This window comes from Cupriavidus sp. WGlv3 (assembly GCF_023952475.1).
GTDB lineage: Bacteria > Pseudomonadota > Gammaproteobacteria > Burkholderiales > Burkholderiaceae > Cupriavidus > Cupriavidus phytorum.
On the sequence record NZ_JALHRX010000001.1, the window covers coordinates 657,238 to 675,662 of the forward strand.

Annotated in this window: 19 protein-coding genes; 7 read left to right on the plus strand and 12 right to left on the minus strand. The window is 71.2% G+C overall.

Annotated elements, in window-relative coordinates; genetic code table 11:
* Nucleotides 1–6: 6 nt before the first annotated feature.
* Nucleotides 7–1,569 carry a formate dehydrogenase beta subunit gene (locus MKD38_RS03100; protein WP_252674595.1) on the minus strand — a complete coding sequence of 521 codons (1,563 nt, stop codon included), beginning with the start codon at nucleotides 1,567–1,569 and terminating at the stop codon, nucleotides 7–9.
* Nucleotides 1,566–2,105: a formate dehydrogenase subunit gamma gene (locus tag MKD38_RS03105; RefSeq protein WP_252674596.1), complete on the minus strand. Its 540-nt coding sequence runs from the start codon at nucleotides 2,103–2,105 to the stop codon at nucleotides 1,566–1,568. The genes MKD38_RS03100 and MKD38_RS03105 overlap by 4 nt, the downstream gene beginning before the upstream one ends.
* A 160-nt stretch (nucleotides 2,106–2,265) precedes the next feature.
* Here MKD38_RS03105 and MKD38_RS03110 point away from each other — a divergent pair, with 160 nt between their 5' ends.
* On the plus strand, nucleotides 2,266–3,366 hold the full coding sequence (locus MKD38_RS03110; protein WP_111518648.1) for a substrate-binding domain-containing protein: 1,101 nt from the start codon (nucleotides 2,266–2,268) through the stop codon (nucleotides 3,364–3,366).
* Here the strand turns inward: MKD38_RS03110 and fdxA are convergent.
* Both fdxA and MKD38_RS03120 read right to left on the minus strand, forming a co-directional pair.
* On the minus strand, nucleotides 3,363–3,692 hold the full coding sequence (fdxA, locus tag MKD38_RS03115) for a ferredoxin FdxA (protein ID WP_252674597.1): 330 nt from the start codon (nucleotides 3,690–3,692) through the stop codon (nucleotides 3,363–3,365). The genes MKD38_RS03110 and fdxA overlap by 4 nt on opposite strands.
* 151 nt (nucleotides 3,693–3,843) lie before the next feature.
* Entirely contained in the window at nucleotides 3,844–4,311 is a 468-nt protein-coding gene (locus tag MKD38_RS03120) for a hemerythrin domain-containing protein (RefSeq protein WP_252674598.1), read from the minus strand.
* 359 nt (nucleotides 4,312–4,670) lie between these two features.
* Between MKD38_RS03120 and MKD38_RS03125 the strand changes: the two genes are divergently transcribed.
* Together MKD38_RS03125 and MKD38_RS03130 are read left to right on the plus strand one after the other, a co-directional pair.
* A complete protein-coding gene (locus tag MKD38_RS03125) occupies nucleotides 4,671–5,318 on the plus strand; it encodes a recombinase family protein (protein ID WP_252674599.1) in 648 nt (215 codons plus the stop codon).
* A gap of 61 nt (nucleotides 5,319–5,379) precedes the next feature.
* Nucleotides 5,380–5,796: a hypothetical protein gene (locus MKD38_RS03130; protein ID WP_252674600.1), complete on the plus strand. Its 417-nt coding sequence runs from the start codon at nucleotides 5,380–5,382 to the stop codon at nucleotides 5,794–5,796.
* A 15-nt stretch (nucleotides 5,797–5,811) separates the two neighbouring features.
* On the opposite strand, the gene MKD38_RS03135 is transcribed toward MKD38_RS03130, so the two are convergent.
* The 8 genes from MKD38_RS03135 to MKD38_RS03170 all read right to left on the minus strand — a co-directional run bounded on the left by MKD38_RS03135 (nucleotide 5,812) and on the right by MKD38_RS03170 (nucleotide 13,969).
* On the minus strand, nucleotides 5,812–6,759 hold the full coding sequence (locus MKD38_RS03135) for a glycosyltransferase family 4 protein (protein WP_252674601.1): 948 nt from the start codon (nucleotides 6,757–6,759) through the stop codon (nucleotides 5,812–5,814).
* Complete coding sequence (locus tag MKD38_RS03140) at nucleotides 6,752–7,753, minus strand: glycosyltransferase family 9 protein (protein ID WP_252674672.1); 1,002 nt, start codon at nucleotides 7,751–7,753, stop codon at nucleotides 6,752–6,754. Before MKD38_RS03140 ends, MKD38_RS03135 begins: the two co-directional genes overlap by 8 nt.
* Before the next feature lie 125 nt (nucleotides 7,754–7,878).
* Nucleotides 7,879–8,865: a glycosyltransferase family 2 protein gene (locus tag MKD38_RS03145; protein WP_252674602.1), complete on the minus strand. Its 987-nt coding sequence runs from the start codon at nucleotides 8,863–8,865 to the stop codon at nucleotides 7,879–7,881.
* Complete coding sequence (locus MKD38_RS03150) at nucleotides 8,852–10,633, minus strand: carbamoyltransferase family protein (RefSeq protein ID WP_252674603.1); 1,782 nt, start codon at nucleotides 10,631–10,633, stop codon at nucleotides 8,852–8,854. The genes MKD38_RS03145 and MKD38_RS03150 overlap by 14 nt, the downstream gene beginning before the upstream one ends.
* Nucleotides 10,614–11,855: a glycosyltransferase family 9 protein gene (locus MKD38_RS03155; protein ID WP_252674604.1), complete on the minus strand. Its 1,242-nt coding sequence runs from the start codon at nucleotides 11,853–11,855 to the stop codon at nucleotides 10,614–10,616. The genes MKD38_RS03150 and MKD38_RS03155 overlap by 20 nt, the downstream gene beginning before the upstream one ends.
* On the minus strand, nucleotides 11,852–12,493 hold the full coding sequence (locus MKD38_RS03160) for a D-glycero-alpha-D-manno-heptose-1,7-bisphosphate 7-phosphatase (protein WP_252674605.1): 642 nt from the start codon (nucleotides 12,491–12,493) through the stop codon (nucleotides 11,852–11,854). The genes MKD38_RS03155 and MKD38_RS03160 overlap by 4 nt, the downstream gene beginning before the upstream one ends.
* Nucleotides 12,490–13,260, minus strand: a complete 771-nt coding sequence (locus MKD38_RS03165) for an SDR family oxidoreductase (protein WP_252674606.1) — start codon at nucleotides 13,258–13,260, stop codon at nucleotides 12,490–12,492. Before MKD38_RS03165 ends, MKD38_RS03160 begins: the two co-directional genes overlap by 4 nt.
* Nucleotides 13,261–13,450: 190 nt before the next feature.
* Entirely contained in the window at nucleotides 13,451–13,969 is a 519-nt protein-coding gene (locus MKD38_RS03170) for a hypothetical protein (RefSeq protein ID WP_252674607.1), read from the minus strand.
* A gap of 385 nt (nucleotides 13,970–14,354) precedes the next feature.
* On the opposite strand from MKD38_RS03170, the gene MKD38_RS03175 reads away from it, so the two are divergent.
* From MKD38_RS03175 to MKD38_RS03190, 4 genes are read left to right on the plus strand one after another with little or no spacing between them, the layout of a single operon-like run.
* Nucleotides 14,355–15,626, plus strand: a complete 1,272-nt coding sequence (locus MKD38_RS03175) for a glycosyltransferase (RefSeq protein WP_252674608.1) — start codon at nucleotides 14,355–14,357, stop codon at nucleotides 15,624–15,626.
* A gap of 48 nt (nucleotides 15,627–15,674) precedes the next feature.
* Nucleotides 15,675–16,703: a UDP-glucuronic acid decarboxylase family protein gene (locus tag MKD38_RS03180; protein WP_252674609.1), complete on the plus strand. Its 1,029-nt coding sequence runs from the start codon at nucleotides 15,675–15,677 to the stop codon at nucleotides 16,701–16,703.
* A gap of 29 nt (nucleotides 16,704–16,732) precedes the next feature.
* On the plus strand, nucleotides 16,733–17,491 hold the full coding sequence (locus MKD38_RS03185) for a PIG-L family deacetylase (RefSeq protein ID WP_252674610.1): 759 nt from the start codon (nucleotides 16,733–16,735) through the stop codon (nucleotides 17,489–17,491).
* Nucleotides 17,492–17,516: 25 nt separating this feature from the next.
* Nucleotides 17,517–18,425 (plus strand): glycosyltransferase family 2 protein, encoded by a 909-nt coding sequence (locus tag MKD38_RS03190; protein WP_252674611.1) that lies wholly within the window; start codon nucleotides 17,517–17,519, stop codon nucleotides 18,423–18,425.

The following is an 18,425-nucleotide window of genomic DNA, read 5'->3' on the forward strand; positions in this document are numbered from 1 at the left end:
CCTGGCTCAGGCGGCCCTGGCCGGATTGGATGCGAGGCCGAAGTCCTCGGGGAATTCGTTCAGCGCGGACAGCACCGGGTACGGCGTCATGCCGCCCATCGCGCATAGCGAGCCGTTGAGCATGGTGTCGCACAGGTCGCGCACCAGCTGCACATGCCGCACCGGCTGCTCGCCGGCGATGATGCGGTCCATCACTTCGACGCCGCGGGTCGAGCCGATCCGGCACGGCGTGCATTTGCCGCACGATTCGATCGCGCAGAACTCCATCGCGTAGCGCGCCTGCTTCGCCATGTCGACGGTCTCGTCGAACACCACGATGCCGCCGTGGCCGACCACGCCGCCGAACGCGGCATAGGCTTCGTAGTCCAGCGGCACGTCGAAGCGCGACTCGGGCAGGTAGGCACCCAGCGGCCCGCCCACCTGCACCGCACGGATCGCGCGGCCGCTGCGGGTGCCGCCGCCGTAGTCGACCAGCAGCTCGCGCAGCGTGACGCCGAACGCCTTCTCCACCAGCCCGCCATGCCGGATGTTGCCGGCCAGCTGGAACGGCAGCGTGCCGCGCGAGCGGCCCATGCCGAAGTCGCGGTAGTACTGCGCGCCGCGCGCCAGGATCACCGGCACCGTGGCCAGCGAGATCACGTTGTTGATCACCGTGGGCTGGCCGAACAGCCCCTTCAGCGCCGGCAGCGGCGGCTTGGCGCGCACCACGCCGCGCCGGCCTTCCAGGCTTTCCAGCAGCGCGGTTTCCTCGCCGCAGACATAGGCGCCGGCGCCCTTGCGCACTTCGAGATGAAAGCGCCGGCCGCTGCCGCGGATGTCGTCGCCGAGCCAGCCCGCGGCGCTGGCGATGCCGATCGCGCTTTCCAGCACGGCGATCGCGTGCGGGTATTCGGAACGGCAGTAGATGTAGCCCTGCTCCGCCCCGACCGCCAGGCCGGCGATGGTCATGCCTTCGATCAGCATGAAGGGGTCGTCTTCCATCACCATGCGATCGGAGAAGGTGCCGGAGTCGCCTTCGTCGGCATTGCAGACGATGTACTTGGTTGCGGACTGGGCGCCGAGCACGGTCTTCCACTTGATGCCGGTCGGGAACGCCGCGCCGCCGCGGCCACGCAGGCCGGAGTCGGTGACTTCCTGCACGATCCCGGCGGGCGGCATCGCCAGCGCGCGTTCCAGGCCGGCGTAGCCCTCGTGCGCGCGGTAGTCGTCCAGCGACAGCGGGTCGGTGATGCCGACCCGGGCGAAGGTCAGGCGCTCCTGCCGTTGCAGGAACGGGATCTGCTCGGTCGGGCCGTGTGCCAGCGCGTGCGCGCCGCCCTGCAACAGGCCGGCGTCGAACAGCCCCGGCACGTCGGCCGCGCCGACCGGGCCGTAGGCCACGCGGCCGGCAGCGGTCTGCACCTCGACCAGCGGCTCGAGCCAGAACATGCCGCGCGAACCGTTGCGCACGATGCGCACGGCCTCGCCGCGCGCGGCGGCTTCGCGGGCGATGGCGTGCGCGACCTCGTCGGCGCCCAGCGCCAGCGCGGTCGAGTCGCGCGGCACGAAGAGGGTGGTAACGGTGCTCATGCCTGCGCCTCCGCTTCTGCGGGGGTGGACGGTGCGCGCAGCGCGCGCACCAGCGCGTCGAAGCGCGCCGCATCGACATAGCCGTGCAGCTGCTCGCCGACCATCACCGCCGGGCCGCAGGCGCACTGGCCCAGGCAATAGACCGGCTCCAGCGTCACCTGTCCGTCCGCGCTGGTTCCATGGAAACCGCAACCCAGCGCGCGCTGCGCGTGCTCGGCCAGCGCCTCGGCGCCGACCGCCTGGCACGCCTCGGCGCGGCACACCTGCACCACGTGGCGGCCGGCGGGCTGCTGGCGGAAGTGATGGTAGAAGGTGATCACGCCGTGGACCTCGGCGCGCGACAGGTTCAGCGCGCGCGCGATCACGGGCACGGCGGTGTCGGGAATAAAGCCCTGGGTGTCCTGGATCTCGTGCAGGATCGGCAACAAGGCGCCCGGCATGTGCTGGCGTGCCGCGACGATGGCGGCGATGTGCGCGGCATCGGGCGATGCCGCGGCGCCGGGGGCACGGGGTGCGTGGGGGGCGATGTCTGGCATGGCGTCTCCTGTGAGGGCTCGCCAGGACCGGCCAAAGTGCCTGCCGGATCCCGCTTATATGCTATTTTTTTCCTATTTCCGGGCTACCGGATCGCCGTTTCGCCCGTTAGGCGGACTATATGAGAGTGACAGCGGGCCTTCAATAAGCTATTTTCTACATATGATCCGTATCTCGATCCAGCCTCACCTGCAAATCCGGGACGACGCCCGGCCGGGCGCCGAGCCGCTGGACGTGTCCCGGCTGGTGGCCCTGCTCGGCCATATCGGCGAATCCGGCAGCATCAGCCAGTCGGCCCAGGCGGTGTCGCTGTCGTACCGCTATGCGTGGGGCATCCTGCGCGATGCCGAGGCGCTGTTCGGCGGCCCGCTGATCGACAAGACGCGCGGGCGCGGCAGCGCGCTGACGCCGCTGGCGCAGCAGCTGGTGTGGGCCAGCAAGCGGATCGGCGCGCGGCTGTCGCCGACACTGGACAGCCTCGCGTCCGAGCTGGAGATCGAGCTGAAGAAGCTGATGGCGCAGCCCGAGGCCACGGCGCGGCTGCATGCCAGCCACGGCTTTGCGGTGGCGGCGCTGCGCGACTTCCTCGACGAGCAGCAGGTGCGGCACGACCTGAAGTACTGCGGCAGCGTCGAGGCCGTGGCGGCGCTGGCCGAAGGCGCCTGCGACATCGCCGGCTTCCATGTGCCGGTGGGCGAGTTCGAGCACGGCATGTGGCGCCACTTCACCACCTGGCTCAAGCCCGAGACCCACTGCCTGGTGCACCTGGCGGTGCGCAGCCAGGGGCTGTTCGTGCGGCCGGGCAACCCGCTCGGGATCCATACGCTCGAAGACCTGACCCGGCGCGAAGTGCGCTTCGTCAACCGGCAGGTCGGCTCCGGCACGCGGCTGCTGCTGGACCTGATGCTGGCGGCGCGCGGCATCGACGGCGCGCGCATCGAGGGCTACAGCAATGGGGAATTCACCCACGCCGCGGTGGCGGCGTACATCGGCAGCGGCATGGCCGACGTGGGCTTCGGCGTCGAGACCGCGGCGCGGCGCTTCGGGCTGGCCTTCGTGCCGGTGATCAAGGAGCGCTACTTCTTTGCGATCGAGCGCGCCAAGCTGCGCAGCGCGGCGCTGGCCGGCGCGGTCGGGGCGCTGACCAGCGAGGCCTTCCGCCAGCGCGTCAACGCGCTGCCCGGCTATGACGGCACCCTGACCGGCACCGTGCAGACCTTGCCAGAAGCCTTCCCGGACTACCGCGACACGCCGCCGCGCTAGCGTTGCAGCAACGACAGGCGGTCAGCATGGCCGGCCCACCGCTCGTGGTCCGGCAGCGGCCCCTTCGCCTTCATCAGCGGCAGCCAGTCCGGCCGTCGCGACAGCTCGGCGTTGAGCGCAAGGAAATGGCGCTGGTGTTCCGGCAGGTCATGCTCGGAATAGATGGCGCCGACGGGGCACAACGGCACACACATCGAGCAGTCGATGCATTGGTCGGGATCGATGGCCAGGAAGTTCGGCCCTTCGTGAAAGCACGACATCGGGCAGACTTCGACGCAGTCGGTATGGCGGCACTGGATGCAGGCATCCGTCACGACAAAGGTCATGGGGCAGTCACGGCACGGCAGGGAAATTAGTGAGTGATGGTAGCGGCCGGCCGGGGCGCGTGGGGCACCCCGGCTTGTGCGAGTCCTTCAAATCCGCTGAAGCGGCGGGGCGCCGCGCACGCCCGGAACCGCCGCGTCAGGCACCACCGCGTCAGGCGGTCTCGCGCATCAGCTCTTCCTTGCGCGCGGCCATGGCCTGCGCCACGTCGCGCAGGTCGACCTTTTCCTTGATCACGTTCTTGAACAGCTCGCCTTCCTCTTCCTCGACGTGGTGCGAGACGTATTCCGACAGCACCGTGAAGCTGGCCTCGAGCATGTCGCCGGCGGGATCCTCTTCGATCGCGGCGATCAGGTCCTTGGCGACCTGGTGCTCGACCTGGGCCTCGTCCAGCATGTCATCGATTTCTTCGCTGACGCCCCGCAATGCCGGATAGAAGATTTCTTCCTCGATGGTGGCGTGCACCGTGAGCTGGTGGCACACGTCGAGCGCGATCGATTCCTTCTCGTCGCGGTCGTCGGTGTCCTTGAACGCCTTGAACTGCTTCTTGACCGCACGGTGGTCGTCCATCAAGGCACCGAGTGCCTCGGCCTGGTCTGCGGGGATCTTCGACTTGTCCACGGTTCTCTCCTGGTGGGGAGCCGGCACTCCGGCTTCGCCCCGCAAGGCAGGCAGATTCCGTGCCCGCACCGCAGCGGGCGCCGTGGCCGCGCATGGCGGGCCGTCCTGCCGGTCATTGCAATTCCTGCGCGAAGCCTTGTAATTGTGCCCGCGGCGGCGCGTGAGGACGCGCATGGCGTGCCCGCATCGCCTTTGCCCGCCGGTATAGCGTTGCGCCGCTTTGATGGGGGACGGCACGCGCGGCATGAAAGTTGCGGCAGCTACGGCAACCGTTGCGTTATCGCGCAACCAGCCGGAACAGAATCCTCTGCCCGGACCGCTCTCACCAGCGTGCGGCGCGCGCGCCGTCCGACACCATCATGCCGACCACCTTCCTCTACTCCAATTGCGCCGATGCAGCGTCGGCGCTCCAGGATGAACTGCAGGCCGCCAGCGCCGCCGGCTATGGCATCGACCCGCAACACGTGTTCTGGGAGGCCGCGCCCGCCTCGGTGCCGGCACTGCAGCGCCCGCGCCTGCGCGCGCTGCAGCACCAGGTGCAACCGGGCGACGCGGTGGTCGCGCTGCGCCTGTGCAGCCTGGGCTGGAGCGTGCCCGAAGTGCTGGCCACGGTCCGGCGCTTCCGCCTGCTGGGCGTGGCGCTGTACTGCGTGCAGCTGTCGCGCGATGACCTCGCCAGCGCGATGCCGCCCGAAGCGGTCGAGGTATTGCGCGCGGTGGCCGCGCTCGAAGGCGCCACCCGCAGCGTGCGCGTGCGCGAGAGCCTGGCCGCGGCCAAGGCCATGGGGCGCCAGGTGGGCCGGCCGCCCAAGCACACGCCCGAGCAGCGCCACGCGATCCTGAGCGCGCTGTCGGCAGGCTATTCGGTCAGCGAGACCGCACGGCGCTTCAGCACGTCGCGCCAGACCGTGCTGCGCATCCGGGCGGCCGAGCCGCTGGCGCAGCGTGCGGCCGCCATCGCCCTGGCCGACGCCGAAGAATCCGCCACCGAAACGGCGACGGAATGAAACCCGCCGCCGCAACGCGCGGCACGGCAGTGTCGCGCCCGGTCACGTCTGGCTGGCTGCCATGACCGACCGCCCGCCCAACGCCACGGACCTGCCTGCGGCACTGGTCGATGCCATCAGCGGGTCGCCGGAGGCCACGCCGCTGCCCGCGCGCTTTGCCAGGCCTACCCTGCTGCTCGAAACGCTGCTGGCGACGCGGCTGGAATTGCTCAGCCGCGACCACGGCTGGCCGCCGCATACGCTGGCGCAGCGCCGCGCCGTGCTGATGCGGCTATGGGAGCAGCGCGCGCCGGGACTGTTCGAGCAGGACGGCACCGCCGACAGCATCGAACGCTGCCTGCAGGCGGCGTTCGCCGACGCGGCCGCCGGACGCCGGCTGGAAGCGGCGCTGCAGTTCAAGCGCGCCTACTACCTGGTGTGCTGCACGGCGTCGTCGGGCAGCCGCGCGCGGCTCCACGGCACCGGCGGTCCGGGCTAGCGGCACGTGCCGCAGTCACGCGCAGACCGCGCGCAGCGTCTCGTCCCACTCCGCCACGAAGCGGCCGATGCCGAAGCGCTCGCGCGCCACCCGGCAGCCGCGCTCGCCCCAGGCGCGCGCCAGTTCCGGATCATCCAGCAGTTCGCGCATCACGCTGACCAGCACCTCGATGCGGGTATCGACATAGCCGTTGTTGCCGCTCTGGATCACGGTAACCAGCTCGGTGGTGGCCAGCCCCACCACCGGCACCCCCAGCATCATCGCCTCCACCACCGCCAGCCCCAGGCTGGTGTAGCGGATCGGATTGAAGAAAAAGCGGTAGCGCGCGACGAACGCCGCCAGTTGCGGGTTGGCCACCTCGCCCAGCCCGCCCGCCTCCTGCGCCGCCATGCCGACCAGGTCCAGCGGCACCTGCTCGCGCACGCGTGCAAACAGATCGGCGCCGAGCCGGCGGCCGCGCCGCGACAGGTGGTTGACCACGCTGATGCCGCGCACCAGTTCGCCGCTGTAGCGCACCGCCTCGTCGACCAGCACGCCGTGTTCGATCACCCGGCACGGCGTGACGCCGCTGTCCCACATCAGCGCGTTGAACGGCGTCACGTGCACCAGCAGCATCGACGGATCCTGCACCGGGTGGCGCGTATTGGTCGGGTGTTGCTGCGGCGGATCGTGTTCCAGGTAGATAGCCGGCAGCGCGCGTTGCGCGGCGCTGAGCAGGTCTGCGCGGTCATGCTCGTAATGGTGGCGGTGCTGGTACAGCACGCAGTCGAAGCGGCCGGCCGGGACCGCATCGTAGGGCACCTCGTGCACGTTGGCGCCCCACGGCAACGCGCCCCCGACGCCGGCATAGCCGGGCGTGCCGTCATCGCGCGTGACCAGGTACAGCTCGTGCGGGATCTGCGACAGGTAATACAGGTAGTTCCCATGCACATGCCAGGTCAGGATGCGCAGTCGCCTAGCCATGGCCGCGCTCCTGGGCCGCGAGCGCCAGCGCGGCCTCCACCACGCTGGCCACGCTGATATTCGAGGCGCACGGGTGCCCGGCAAGCGGGCAGCGCTGATGCATGCACGGACGGCATGGCGGCTGGTCGGCCAGCACGCGGTGCAGCGTGGTGTCGAGCGGCGCCCAGCGCGCGCTGTCGCTGCCGCAAGAGACCACCACGCTGGGCGTGCCCACCGCCGCGGCGATATGCGAGGCGCCGGTGTCATTGCACAGCAGCAGGCGCGCGTCGCGGATCAGCGCGGCCAGCGTGCCCAGCGCGGTCTGCCCGCACAGGTTGACCACCGGCTTGCCCAGGCGCCGTGCCAGCTGCGCTACCAGCGCCGCCTCGTCGCGGCTGCCGGTCAGCACCACCTTCCAGTGGCGCCGCAGCGCGCGCCCGGCCTCGGCAAAGCGCTCCACCGGCCAGCGCCGCGACAGCATGCGCGCGCCCGCGTGCAGGCAGACGTATTCGCCGGCAACCAGCCCATGCTCGGCGGCCAACAGCCGCCAGCTGGCGTGGTCGAGCGGACGCAGCGGAAACGCCAGGCTGCGGTCCGCGCACGGATAGCCCAGCGCCTGCATCAGCGCCAGCAGCCGCTCGACCTCGTTGCCCTGCGGCCACGGCACCAGCACGCCGGCGCGGCTGCAGCGCGCCGCGGTGGAGTCCGGGCAGAAGCCGGCCATGCGTCGGGCGCCCAGCCGCTGCACCACGGCGTTGGTCAGCGCGCCGCTGCCGTGCAGCTGGATCGCCAGGTCGAAGCGCGCGGCGTGCGCGGCCGCGTAGAACGGACCCGCGGCGGTCTCGGCGCAAGGTTGTTCCGGCATCCCCGGTGCGCCGGGAAACACCATCAAATCATCCACCAGCGCACTGAAGCGGGACACGAACTCCTGCGCCCACGGCAGGCCGATCAGCGTGATGCGGGCCTCGGGCTCGCCCGCGCGCAGCGCCCGCAGCGCCGGCACCGCGCACAGCATGTCGCCGAGCTGGAGCGCGCGAAACACCGCGATGCGCCGCACGCGCGCGGGCGCCGCGCGGCGCCGCGCCGCTTGCTGCGGATGCCGCGCGAGGGGCAAGGGCGTGACCGGCTCGACGCGTGCGCTCATAGGAACACCACCCGGAAGGCCAGCGCGCCGCGCAGCCGCCAGTACAGCGATAGCGGCGGTATCAGCATCGAGGTGAACGCCATCTCGGCCACATGGGCCGGCGTCAGCGCCGCGCCGCGCAGGCGCCGCGCGCAGAATGCCGCGGTAAATCCGAGCCACAGCAGGCCCGCCGCCGCGGCCACGGCCGGCGCGCCCGCCAGCCATGCGATCGGCACGGCCAGCAGCGCCAGCACCGTCACGTAGTAATGCCAGGGCGGCACGCGCCGGATGCGTTGCCGGTACAGGCGCGGATGCTTCTTGTACAGCAGCGCGTCGAAGTACACCTTGGCCTGCGCCGCGACGCTGCTGCCCCAGGCAGCCGGCCGCACCGGATGCGCCACCACCGCCGCGGGCGCCCGTCCCACCGGGCAGACCTGCTCGATCAGGCGGAACTGCAGGTCCGAATCCTCGCGCCACGCGCGCGTGAAGCGCTCGTCGAAGCCGCCGATGCGCAGCAGCGCGTCGCGCCGGACGAAGCAATTGGCGGTGACGAACTCGGCGTGCGCGAGGCCGCCGGTATCGCGCTCATGGTCGGTCGGCCGCGCCGGCAGCGGCACGTGCACGGTGCCGGCCACGGCGCAGCATTCCGGCTGCTCCGCGAGCGCGGCGCAGCCCGCTTCGAGCCAGCCCGGATCCGGCACGGTGTCGTCGTCGGTAAAGGCAATCACGGATGCGCGCGCGCGGCGCCAGCCCGCATTGCGCGCGCCCGACGGCCCTTGCGTGCCCGGCACCGGCACATAGCGCAGCGCATGGTGCGGATGCTGCGCGGCCATCAGCGCCACCAGCCGTTCGATGCGGGCCTCGCAGCCATCGTCGGCAACGATGATCTCGTACGCGTGCGCAGGCAGGCGCTGCGCGCACAGCGCCTGCAGGCAGCGCGCCAGCAGCGCCGGCCGGCGCCAGGTGGGCACCACCACCGCGACGCTTGGCTCAGGCCTGTCCATGGGCGCCTCCCGTCTGTGCCTGGGCGCCTCCGGCGCCGGGTTTCTCCAGCAGGAACGGGCCGATCACCAGCGCGTCCAGCGGCGAGGTCCAGAAGCACTCCACCGCATCGCGCGGCGTGCACACGATGGGCTCGCCGCGCGTATTGAACGAGGTGTTGACCAGGATCGGCACGCCGGTGCGGCGCTCGAACGCGGCCAGCAAATCGTAATAGGCCGGGTTCTGCTCGCGGCGCACGGTCTGCACGCGCGCGGTGCCGTCGACGTGGCAGACCGCAGGAATGCGTGCCGCCTGCTCGGGGCGCACGTCGTAGATGAACAGCATGAACGGCGCTTCGCCGCGGCCGGGCTTGGCCGCGCTGAACCAGTCCGGCGCGCGCTCCTGCATCACCACCGGCGCCACCGGGCGGAAGTCTTCGCGGTCCTTGATCTGGTTCAGCCGCTGCTGCATGCCGGGATCGATCGGCGAAGCCAGGATCGAGCGCGCGCCCAGCGCGCGCGGGCCGAACTCCATGCGGCCCTGGAACCAGCCGATGATCTTGTTCTGCGCCAGCAGCTCGGCGGTCTGCCCGGCCAGGTCGTCGAGCCGACGGTAAGGCAGCTTGGCCCAGTCGAGGAAGGCCGCGATCTCGTCCTCGCCATACGCCGGGCCCAGGTAGGCGTGTGCCATCGACCATTGCCGCGCAGGGCGCCCGCGTTGCAGGAAGTCGATCCACAGCGCCGCGCCCAGCGCGGTGCCGGCGTCGCCGGCGGCGGGCTGCACCCAGACCTCGTCGAACGGGCTCTGGTCGCGCACGCGCGCATTCATCACGCAGTTCAGCGCCACCCCGCCGGCCATGGCCAGCTGCCGTTCGCCGGTGGCCTCGGCCAGCCAGGTGGTCATGCCGACCACGGTTTCCTCCAGCACCTCCTGCAGCGAGCGCGCGATATCGAAATGCGCGGCGCCGAAGGCCTCGCCGCGCTGGCGCGGCGGCCCCAGCAGCGCTTCCAGGTCGGGCTGCGCCACGCGGTAACCGCCTTCGGCATCGCGCCGGACCATGTCGCGGAACACGCCAAGGTGCGCAGGCTTGCCGTAGGAGGCCAGCGCCATCACCTTGTACTCGTCCGACGAATGCAGGAAGCCCAGATGACGCGTGACGCGTTCGTACAGAAGCCCGAGCGAGTCCGGCAGGTCGATCTGCTTGATGCGCCGATACGCCTTGCCGTCGAACACGCCGTAGCTGGTGGTGGCGCGTTCGCCGCGGCCGTCCATGGTCAGCACCGCGCAGCGCGCGAACGGCGCCGCCAGGAAGGCACTGGCTTCATGCCCCATGTGGTGCTCGACGAAATGCCAGCGGAACGGCCCGTCGTGGCGCACGCCGCGAAAGCGCGCGGCCAGGTGGTGCGGCGCGCCGCCGGCCAGTTGCCGCGGCGCGTTGACCACGTACGACAGGAACAGCGGATCCCACGGCGACTCATGCCCACTGGCAGCGCCGTGCGCCGACGGTTCCAGCGGCAGCGTCACAGTGGCGTCATGCCGGCGCGCGCCCAGCATCAGCGCAGGGTCGAAGGCATAGGCGACATGATCGACGTCGCGCAGCGCGATGCCGGCCTCGCCCAGGCAATAGTCGATGGCGTGGAACGGCAGCTCCCACGCCGTGAACGGCACCGGGCGCTTGCCGTGCTTGATATGGGTGAAGCGCTCGTCTTCCGCCGCGGCGATGACCTCGCCATCGCGCGCCAGGCAGGCGGCGGAGTCATGGTAGGCGGCGTTAATGCCAAGGGTGTACATGGTCGGCCTCGTCATGGGGGATGTGGCAGGTTGCCCTGTCGTCCGGCATGGGCACCAAGGCGTCGAACTCAGCGGGCGCGGCCGCCACGACGGCAGGGCCCGGCCACGGCAGTTCGACCGCGGGCATGCTGTCGGGATTGCCGCCCAGCAGCGCCAGCGCGGCCTGCACCGCGTGCGCGGCCGGCACGTCTTCCAGGCACCGATGGTGTCCCTGCGGGCACATGCTCTTGTAGCAATAGCGGCACGGCACATCGGCAAACAGCGTGCGGTGCGACACCTGCCAGGGCGTGTGCTGCGGGTTGGTCAGCGCGTACAGGTCCACCACCGGCGTGCCCAGCGCGGCGGCCAGGTGAACCGGCCCGGTGTTGTTCGACACCAGCAGGTCGGCGGTTTCCAGCAACGCGCCCATTTCGCCCAGGCGCAAGGCGCCGGCGAGCGGCACCACGCGCGCGTGGCCGGCGGCGGCGCAGACCGCGCGCACGATGTCGTGCTCGGTGGCATCGCCGGTCACCAGCACGTGCGCGCCGGCCTTCACCGCCAGCGCGTGTGCCACCTGGGCAAAGCGCGCCGGCGGCCAGCGCCGCGACGGCGCGCTGGCGCCGGGATGCACCACCACCACCGGCCCGCTGCGCCCGCCGCGGATGGCAGCCAGGCGCCCCGCGACCGCGGTGCGGTCCGCCGCCAGCACGCGAAAGCGCAGGCGCGTCTCGCGTGCGACGGCTCCTACCTGCGCCACCAGGTCGAGCTGGCGCTGCGCCTCGTGGCGCGGACGCTGGCCCGGCTGCGTGCCCGGCTCGGTGTCGGGGATCCAGTCGCTCAGCAGCGTGTAGGGGTTTTCGCGGCAGCAGGCCAGCCGCAGCGGAATGCCCGCCAGCGCGCACAGCACCGCGGCGGGCAAGGGGCTCTGGCTGTAGACGGTAAAGATCACGGCCGCGTCGAAGCGGAAGCGCGCCAGCCAGCGCGCGCAAGCGGCGATCTCCGGCCCCGGCGCCGGTGCCGCCTGGGCCTCGGCATGCCTGGCCCACGGCGCGTCCCAGGCCAGCACGCGGCTGACCATCGGCAGGTGCGGCGCCAGGGCCGCCGCGCTGTGCGAGGTCAGCAGCGTCAGCCGGCGGCCCGGCAGTGCATCGGCCAGGGCCTGCATCGCCGGCGTGCTCATCAGCACGTCGCCCATGTTGTCGAGGCGCACGCACAGCACGCTGCGCGCGGATTGCCAGTTCATGGCGCCTCCGCATGGCATGGTGACGCTACCGTCGATGCGGCGGCGCCGATCGGACCCGCGGCCCGGGTGCGCGCAACCACCAGGCGCGCGGCGGTGTCGAGCGTGGGCACCACGTAGTCGGCCTGGCGCGCGGGCGACAGCTGCCATTCGGTCTCGTTGCCGCAATCGACCAGCACGGTGGTGCAGCCCGCGCGTTTGCCGGCCTCGACGTCATTGAGGATGTCGCCGATCATCCAGGACCGCGCCAGGTCGAGCCGCCATGCCGCGGCCGCCTGCAGCAGCAGCCCGGGCATGGGCTTGCGGCACAGGCACGCGCGCGCGTAGGGCGCCACCTGCCCTTCGGAATGATGCGGGCAATACAGGAAGCCGCTCAGCGCCGCGCCATGCTCGGCAAACATGGCCGCCAGCCGTTCACGCACCGGCACCAGCTCGGCCTCGGTATGCAGGCCATGGGCCACGCCGGGCTGGTTCGTCACCACCACCAGCGGCAGACCCAGGCCGCCCAGCAGCCGCAGCGCGGCGGCGGCGCCTGGCGCAAGCCGCATGCGCGCCGGATCGACGTTGTAGGGGACGTCGTCCAACACCGTGCCGTCCTTGTCCAGCAGCACGGCCGCGCGTAGCGGGGGTGCGAGGCTCATGGCCACGAGGTCTCCTTCATGGGCAGCACCATCACCTCGGGGATCACGGTTTCTTCCGGCTGCGTCAGCACGAAGCGCACCGCGTTGGCGACATTGGCCGGATCCTGCAGGTTGCCCTGGTCGATGTCGGGAAAGCGGTCGAGCAGGAACGGCGTGCGCATGCCGCCCGCGACGATCGCCGAGACCTTGATCCCGTGCGGCCGCAGTTCCGCATGCAGTGCGTGCGAGAAGCCCAGCAGCCCCCACTTGGTGGCGTGGTAGGCCGAGGCATTGGGCCACGCGCGCTTGGACGCGGTCGAGGCAATGTTGACGATATGCCCCCCGCCCTGCGCCTTCAGCACCGGCACGGCGGCATGCGCCATCAGGTAGGGGCCGTACAGGTTGACCATCAGCACCTTGCGCCAGGTCTCGGCATCGACCTCGTCCACCGGCAGCGTGATGTCGATGGCGGCGTTGTTGACGATGCCGTCGAGGCGCCCGCCGCGCGCGCGCACGGCTTCGAAGGCGGCGCGCACGGAAGCGGGGTCGGAGACATCCAGGTGCAGCGGCCACGCCTGCGCGCCGGCCTCGGCCAGCCCGCCGGCGCTGTCGCGCGCGAGCTTGTCGTCGATATCGGCCACGATCACGGCCGCGCCGGCCGCGCTCAACGTGCTGCAGATGGCGGCGCCCAGGCCCCGGCCCGCGCCGGTGACGAGATAGGTGCGGTCCTGCAGCGGCGTGGCGGTGCCGGTTTGCGCGGCGGGTCGTGGCGAATGCGAAGTTGGCATGGTGGTTCCCTGGCGATCGGTATGTGGTGGACTGTGATTCGGACTACGAATCGGACAACGAATCGGACATCGGTGCTGGCACCTTGTCGGCTGCGGCATGCAGCGATCAGGACCGGCATGGCCGGGTGCGCAGGCTTGCTGCCAGTGCGAAATGTGTGCCAACGGTCGGGCGAGCGCGCGGCAACCGGCATCAGCCGGCCGGCTGCGCGCGCTTGCAGGACCCTTGCGCCACGGCCCGCAGCAGCATCGCCACGCAGCCGGCAAAGGCCTCGTCGTACCACGCGTTGGCCCCGCTGACGGCGACCACGATGCCATCCACCACGGTGGCGCCACCGAGCAGGGTGTCGTCGCTGCGCAGCCGGTGCGGGCTGCAGTGGACCACCTGCGCGCTGGCCATGCCGGTGCGCCAGCTCAGGCTGGCCTTGGCGCGCGCGTAGCGGCTGTAGTCGGCATCCCAGGCCTCGCGCGACGGCAGCGAATGCTCATAGAGGATCGCTTCCTCGAAGGCGCAATCGCCGGGCTGCAGCGTCGGATCCATCACGACCACGTGCATGCAGCCGCTTTCGCCGACGGCCTTGTCGCACAACGAAGCCTGCAGCATCGGCAACGCCAGTTCGACCGCGCGCCGCGCCGCGGCGGGATCGCTGAACCGGCTGGCGCCGGCATGGGAGGCGCGGGGCGCCTGGCCCGCATCCGGGTTGAGTGGCATGGGCAGCTCCATCGATGGTTTGGGACGGCACGCCGCGCCGGCATGGCGTGCAGCGCGGCTTGCATCGGAGTCCTCGACACAGCAAACATCGGGCCGGTTGCAAGCCTGCTCTGCCTGGAGTCCAAGCGGAAAGATCGGTAAGCGCAAATTACAAAGCGGCGGCGTAAGAATGACTAAACCGCGCACGGGCAGGCTCCGTGCGTCTTCTTCGCAATGCGGGGAGCCTGGCCGCTCGAGAACCGCTATAACGCTTCTGCATCGGTTCCCCGCCCGAGGTGTTTAGCGCCGGAATATTGCACCGGGGCGATGGCACGCTAGCTGCAAGGGCCACCACCTCCATCCCGCCCGCGTTCGCGGTCACGGCGGCAAACCACCGGAGCCAACCATGCGCAAGATCGCGCTTATCAGCGAACATGCCTCGCCACTCGCCAGCGTTGGCAGCACCGACTGCGGCGGTCAGAACATCTATGTGGCGCATCTTGCAAGGCAGCTTGGCAGCCGCGGCTACCAGGTCGATGTCTTCACGCGGCGCGACAAGGCGCTGTTGCCCGAGGTGGTGTCGTTCGCGCCCAACGTACGCGTGATCCACGTCACGGCCGGGCCGCCGGTGCAGATCCCGAAAGAACAGCTGCTGCCCTATATGGAGGACTTCGGCGCGTTCCTGGCCGACTTCGTGCGCGGCGATGCCACCGGCTATGACGTGCTCCATGCCAACTTCTTCATGTCCGGGCTGGCCGCGCTGCGTGCGCGCCACACGCTCGGCATCCCGCTGGTGATGACCTTCCATGCGCTGGGCAAGGTGCGCAGGTTGCACCAGGGCAGCACCGACGGCTTTCCCGACGACCGCTTCGGCATCGAGGACACGCTGGTGCGCGAGGCCGACTGCGTGGTGGCGGAATGCCCGCAGGACCTCGACGACCTCGTCAATCTTTACAGCGCCGATCCCGCGCGCGTGCAGACCGTGCCGTGCGGCTTCGATGCGGCCGAGTTCGCGCCGGTGCCACGCGACGCGGCGCGGCGCGCACTGGGCTGGCCGCTGCATGGCTTCCGCGTGCTGCAGCTGGGGCGGCTGGTGCCGCGCAAGGGCATCGACAACGTGATCCGGGCGCTGGGCTGCCTGCGCCGCGACACCGGCCTCGACGCCACCCTGTACGTGGTGGGCGGCAACGCCGAGCAGCCGAGCGTGCAGGCCACGCCGGAAATCGGCCGGCTGCAGGACGTGGCCAGCGCCGAGGGCGTGGCCGAACGCGTGGTGTTTACCGGCCGGCGCGGGCGCGACACCCTGCGCCTGTTCTACAGCGCCGCCGATGTCTTCGTGACCACGCCGTGGTACGAGCCTTTCGGCATCACGCCGGTGGAGGCGATGGCGTGCGGCGCGCCGGTGATCGGCGCCGACGTCGGTGGCATCCGTTCCACCGTGGTGGACGGGCACACCGGCTTCCTGGTGCCGCCCAAGGCGCCGGCGGCGCTGGCGGCACGGCTGGCGCAGCTGGCCGCCAACCCTGCGCTGGCGCGCAGGCTGGGCGAAGCGGGCCGGCGCCGGGCGCAGGCGCATTTCACCTGGGCCGGCGTGGCCAGGCAGATGGAGGCAGTCTATGCGCGCGTCTGCGCCGGGGCGCCGGCACTGCAGGCCGGGGCCCGCCGTGTCGCGGCCTGATGCGGACACGACCGGCCCGCACGAGCAAGCAATACAAGGAGAGCGGAAATGAAGGAAAGCGATCGCAAGCGCATCCTGGTCACCGGCGGCGCGGGATTCCTCGGCTCGCACCTGTGCGAGCGGCTGGTGCGCGCCGGCCAGGACGTGCTGTGCGTGGACAACTTCTACACGGGCACCAAGGACAACATCGCGCACCTGCTGGGGCGGACCAACTTCGAGCTGCTGCGGCACGACGTCACCTTCCCGCTGTATGTGGAAGTCGACGAGATCTACAACCTCGCGTGCCCGGCCTCGCCGGTGCACTACCAGCACGACCCGGTGCAGACCACCAAGACCAGCGTCAACGGCGCCATCAACATGCTGGGACTGGCCAAGCGGCTCCGCGCACGCATCCTGCAGGCCTCCACCAGCGAGGTCTATGGCGACCCTGAGCACCATCCGCAGCAGGAAGGGTACTGGGGCCACGTCAATCCGGTCGGCATCCGCTCCTGCTATGACGAAGGCAAACGCTGCGCCGAGACCCTGTTCATGGACTACCACCGCCAGCACGGGCTGGACGTGCGCATCGCGCGCATCTTCAACACCTACGGGCCGCGCATGCACCCGGCCGACGGCCGCGTGGTCTCGAACTTCATCACCCAGGCGCTGGCCGGGCAGCCGCTGACGGTTTACGGCGACGGCGCACAGACGCGTGCCTTCTGCTATGTCGACGACATGGTCGATGCGCTGGTCCGGCTGATGGAAGCCCCCGCCAGCGGCACCCCGGTCAACCTGGGCAACCCGCGCGAAACCACCATGCTCGAGATCGCGCAGGCGGTGCTGCGCGCCACCGGCTCGCCTTCGCGCATCGAGACGCGCCCGCTGCCGGCCGACGACCCGCACCAGCGCTGCCCCGACATCACGCTGGCGCGCCAGCTGCTGGGCTGGGAGCCGCACACCGCGCTGGAAGACGGCCTGCGCCGCACCGTCGATTATTTTGCCGCGCGGCTCGCCGCGCAGGCACATGCCGAAGGCGCACCCGGCAACGTGGTGCCGGTGTCCGCCACGGCGCGCGAAGCGCGTGCCGCGCTCAGTTGACGGCGTGCCGGAGCGCGCGAGGGGACGGCATGGGCACGGCGATGGTGGTCGATCTCGCCGCAGCGGTGACCGTGATCTCGCCGCACCTGGACGATGCCGTGTTCAGCTGCGGCGGGCTGATCGCGGCCGCGCGCGCAGCGCGGGTGGTGACGGTGTTCGCGGGCGTGCCGCCGGCGGACATGCCGGCCCCCGACTGGGACCAGGCCGCCGGCTTCGCCAGCGCCGAGCAGGCGGTGCTGTCGCGCCGGCGCGAGGACAACCACGCGCTGACCATGCTGGGTGCGCACGCGGTGTGGCTGGAGTTCTGGGACAGCCAGTACGGGCGCCGCTACACCGCGCAACAGCTTGCCGACGCGCTGCACATCGTGCTGCTGACGCAGACCGAGGGCGTGGTGGTGGCTCCGCTCGGGCTGTTCCATTCCGACCATGCGCTGGTGCATGACGCCTGCCGGCTGCTGATGCTGGCCGCGCACGCGCGCGGCGCGGCCTGGAACGGGCCGGCAGCCGCACCCGCCGCCGCGCCGCCGCCCGTGCAGTGGCTCTATTACGAGGACGCGATCTACCGCCGCATGCCGGGCCTGCTGCAGCAGCGGCTGGTGCAATGCCGGGACAGCGGCCTGTGCGCCACGCCCGTCAACCTGCCGGTGGCGCAGTACCTGACGCAGAAGAGCTACGCGCTCAACGCCTACCAGAGCCAGCTACAGCTGTTCAGCGAAGACCGGCTGTGTGACCTGTGCGCACCCGAGCGCTACTGGATGCTGCAGCCGGCCGGCGCCGGCCCTGGCTGAGCCATGCGCGAGCCGGCCAATACCCATGCCGATACCAACCACCGCTGCCCCTGCCCGCCCGTCCCCGCGCGCCCGCCCCTGCGATATCAGCGTGGTGGTGCTGACGCACAACCGGCGCGATTCGGTACGCACCGCGCTGGCGCGCCTGAGCGCACTGCCGGAACGCCCGCCCATCGCCGTGGTCGACAACGCTTCGGACGACGGCACCGCGGCGATGGTGCGGTGCGAATTTCCGCACGCCGCGCTGCTGCGCAGCGCGCGCAACCTCGGCGCCGCGGGCCGCAACCTGGGCGCGGACTGGGCCCGCACCCGCTATGTCGCCTTCTGCGATGACGACTGCTGGTGGGCGCCGGGCTCGCTGTCGGCGGCCTGCGCCATGTTCGAGCGCCATCCGCGCGTCGCCGCGCTGACGGCGCGCATCCTGGTGGGCGAGCACCGCGGCGAAGACCCCACCTGCGCGCGCATGGCGGCCAGCCCGCTGCCCTCGGCGATGCTGCCGGGCCGCGCGATCCTCGGCCTGATGGCGGGTGCCACCGCGTTCCGCACCGATGCCTTCCGCCAGGCCGGCGGCTACCATCCGCGCTTCTTCCTCGGCGGCGAAGAAACGCTGCTGGCACTGGATCTGGCCGCGCATGGCTGGCAGCTGGTGTACGCGCCGCAGCTGGTGGTGCACCACCATCCCAGTCCGCTGCGCAATCCCGCGCAGCGCCGCTCGCTGCTGGCGCGCAATGCGATCTGGTCCGCGTGGCTGCGGCTGCCCTGGCATGTGGCGCTGGGCGAGACCGCGGCGGCATTGCCGCAGCTGTGGCGCTGCCAGGGATGGCGCGGCGTGGCCGAGGTGCTGGGCGGCATGCCGTGGGTATGGCAGGAGCGCCGCGTGATCCCGGCAGAGGTGCTGAAGCTGCGCCGCCGGCTGCGCGAGCCGCGCGCCTGA

What these genes read in the sequence shown, in the direction of transcription:
- MKD38_RS03100 (WP_252674595.1), bottom strand. Translation starts at nt 1,569, where the DNA reads ATGAGCACCGTTACCACCCTCTTCGTGCCGCGCGACTCGACCGCGCTG.
- MKD38_RS03105 (WP_252674596.1), bottom strand. Translation starts at nt 2,105, where the DNA reads ATGCCAGACATCGCCCCCCACGCACCCCGTGCCCCCGGCGCCGCGGCA.
- MKD38_RS03110 (WP_111518648.1), top strand. Translation starts at nt 2,266, where the DNA reads ATGATCCGTATCTCGATCCAGCCTCACCTGCAAATCCGGGACGACGCC.
- fdxA (WP_252674597.1), bottom strand. Translation starts at nt 3,692, where the DNA reads ATGACCTTTGTCGTGACGGATGCCTGCATCCAGTGCCGCCATACCGAC.
- MKD38_RS03125 (WP_252674599.1), top strand. Translation starts at nt 4,671, where the DNA reads ATGCCGACCACCTTCCTCTACTCCAATTGCGCCGATGCAGCGTCGGCG.
- MKD38_RS03130 (WP_252674600.1), top strand. Translation starts at nt 5,380, where the DNA reads ATGACCGACCGCCCGCCCAACGCCACGGACCTGCCTGCGGCACTGGTC.
- MKD38_RS03135 (WP_252674601.1), bottom strand. Translation starts at nt 6,759, where the DNA reads ATGGCTAGGCGACTGCGCATCCTGACCTGGCATGTGCATGGGAACTAC.
- MKD38_RS03140 (WP_252674672.1), bottom strand. Translation starts at nt 7,753, where the DNA reads ATGCTGTGCGCGGTGCCGGCGCTGCGGGCGCTGCGCGCGGGCGAGCCC.
- MKD38_RS03145 (WP_252674602.1), bottom strand. Translation starts at nt 8,865, where the DNA reads ATGGACAGGCCTGAGCCAAGCGTCGCGGTGGTGGTGCCCACCTGGCGC.
- MKD38_RS03150 (WP_252674603.1), bottom strand. Translation starts at nt 10,633, where the DNA reads ATGTACACCCTTGGCATTAACGCCGCCTACCATGACTCCGCCGCCTGC.
- MKD38_RS03155 (WP_252674604.1), bottom strand. Translation starts at nt 11,855, where the DNA reads ATGAACTGGCAATCCGCGCGCAGCGTGCTGTGCGTGCGCCTCGACAAC.
- MKD38_RS03160 (WP_252674605.1), bottom strand. Translation starts at nt 12,493, where the DNA reads ATGAGCCTCGCACCCCCGCTACGCGCGGCCGTGCTGCTGGACAAGGAC.
- MKD38_RS03165 (WP_252674606.1), bottom strand. Translation starts at nt 13,260, where the DNA reads ATGCCAACTTCGCATTCGCCACGACCCGCCGCGCAAACCGGCACCGCC.
- MKD38_RS03170 (WP_252674607.1), bottom strand. Translation starts at nt 13,969, where the DNA reads ATGCCACTCAACCCGGATGCGGGCCAGGCGCCCCGCGCCTCCCATGCC.
- MKD38_RS03175 (WP_252674608.1), top strand. Translation starts at nt 14,355, where the DNA reads ATGCGCAAGATCGCGCTTATCAGCGAACATGCCTCGCCACTCGCCAGC.
- MKD38_RS03180 (WP_252674609.1), top strand. Translation starts at nt 15,675, where the DNA reads ATGAAGGAAAGCGATCGCAAGCGCATCCTGGTCACCGGCGGCGCGGGA.
- MKD38_RS03185 (WP_252674610.1), top strand. Translation starts at nt 16,733, where the DNA reads ATGGGCACGGCGATGGTGGTCGATCTCGCCGCAGCGGTGACCGTGATC.
- MKD38_RS03190 (WP_252674611.1), top strand. Translation starts at nt 17,517, where the DNA reads ATGCCGATACCAACCACCGCTGCCCCTGCCCGCCCGTCCCCGCGCGCC.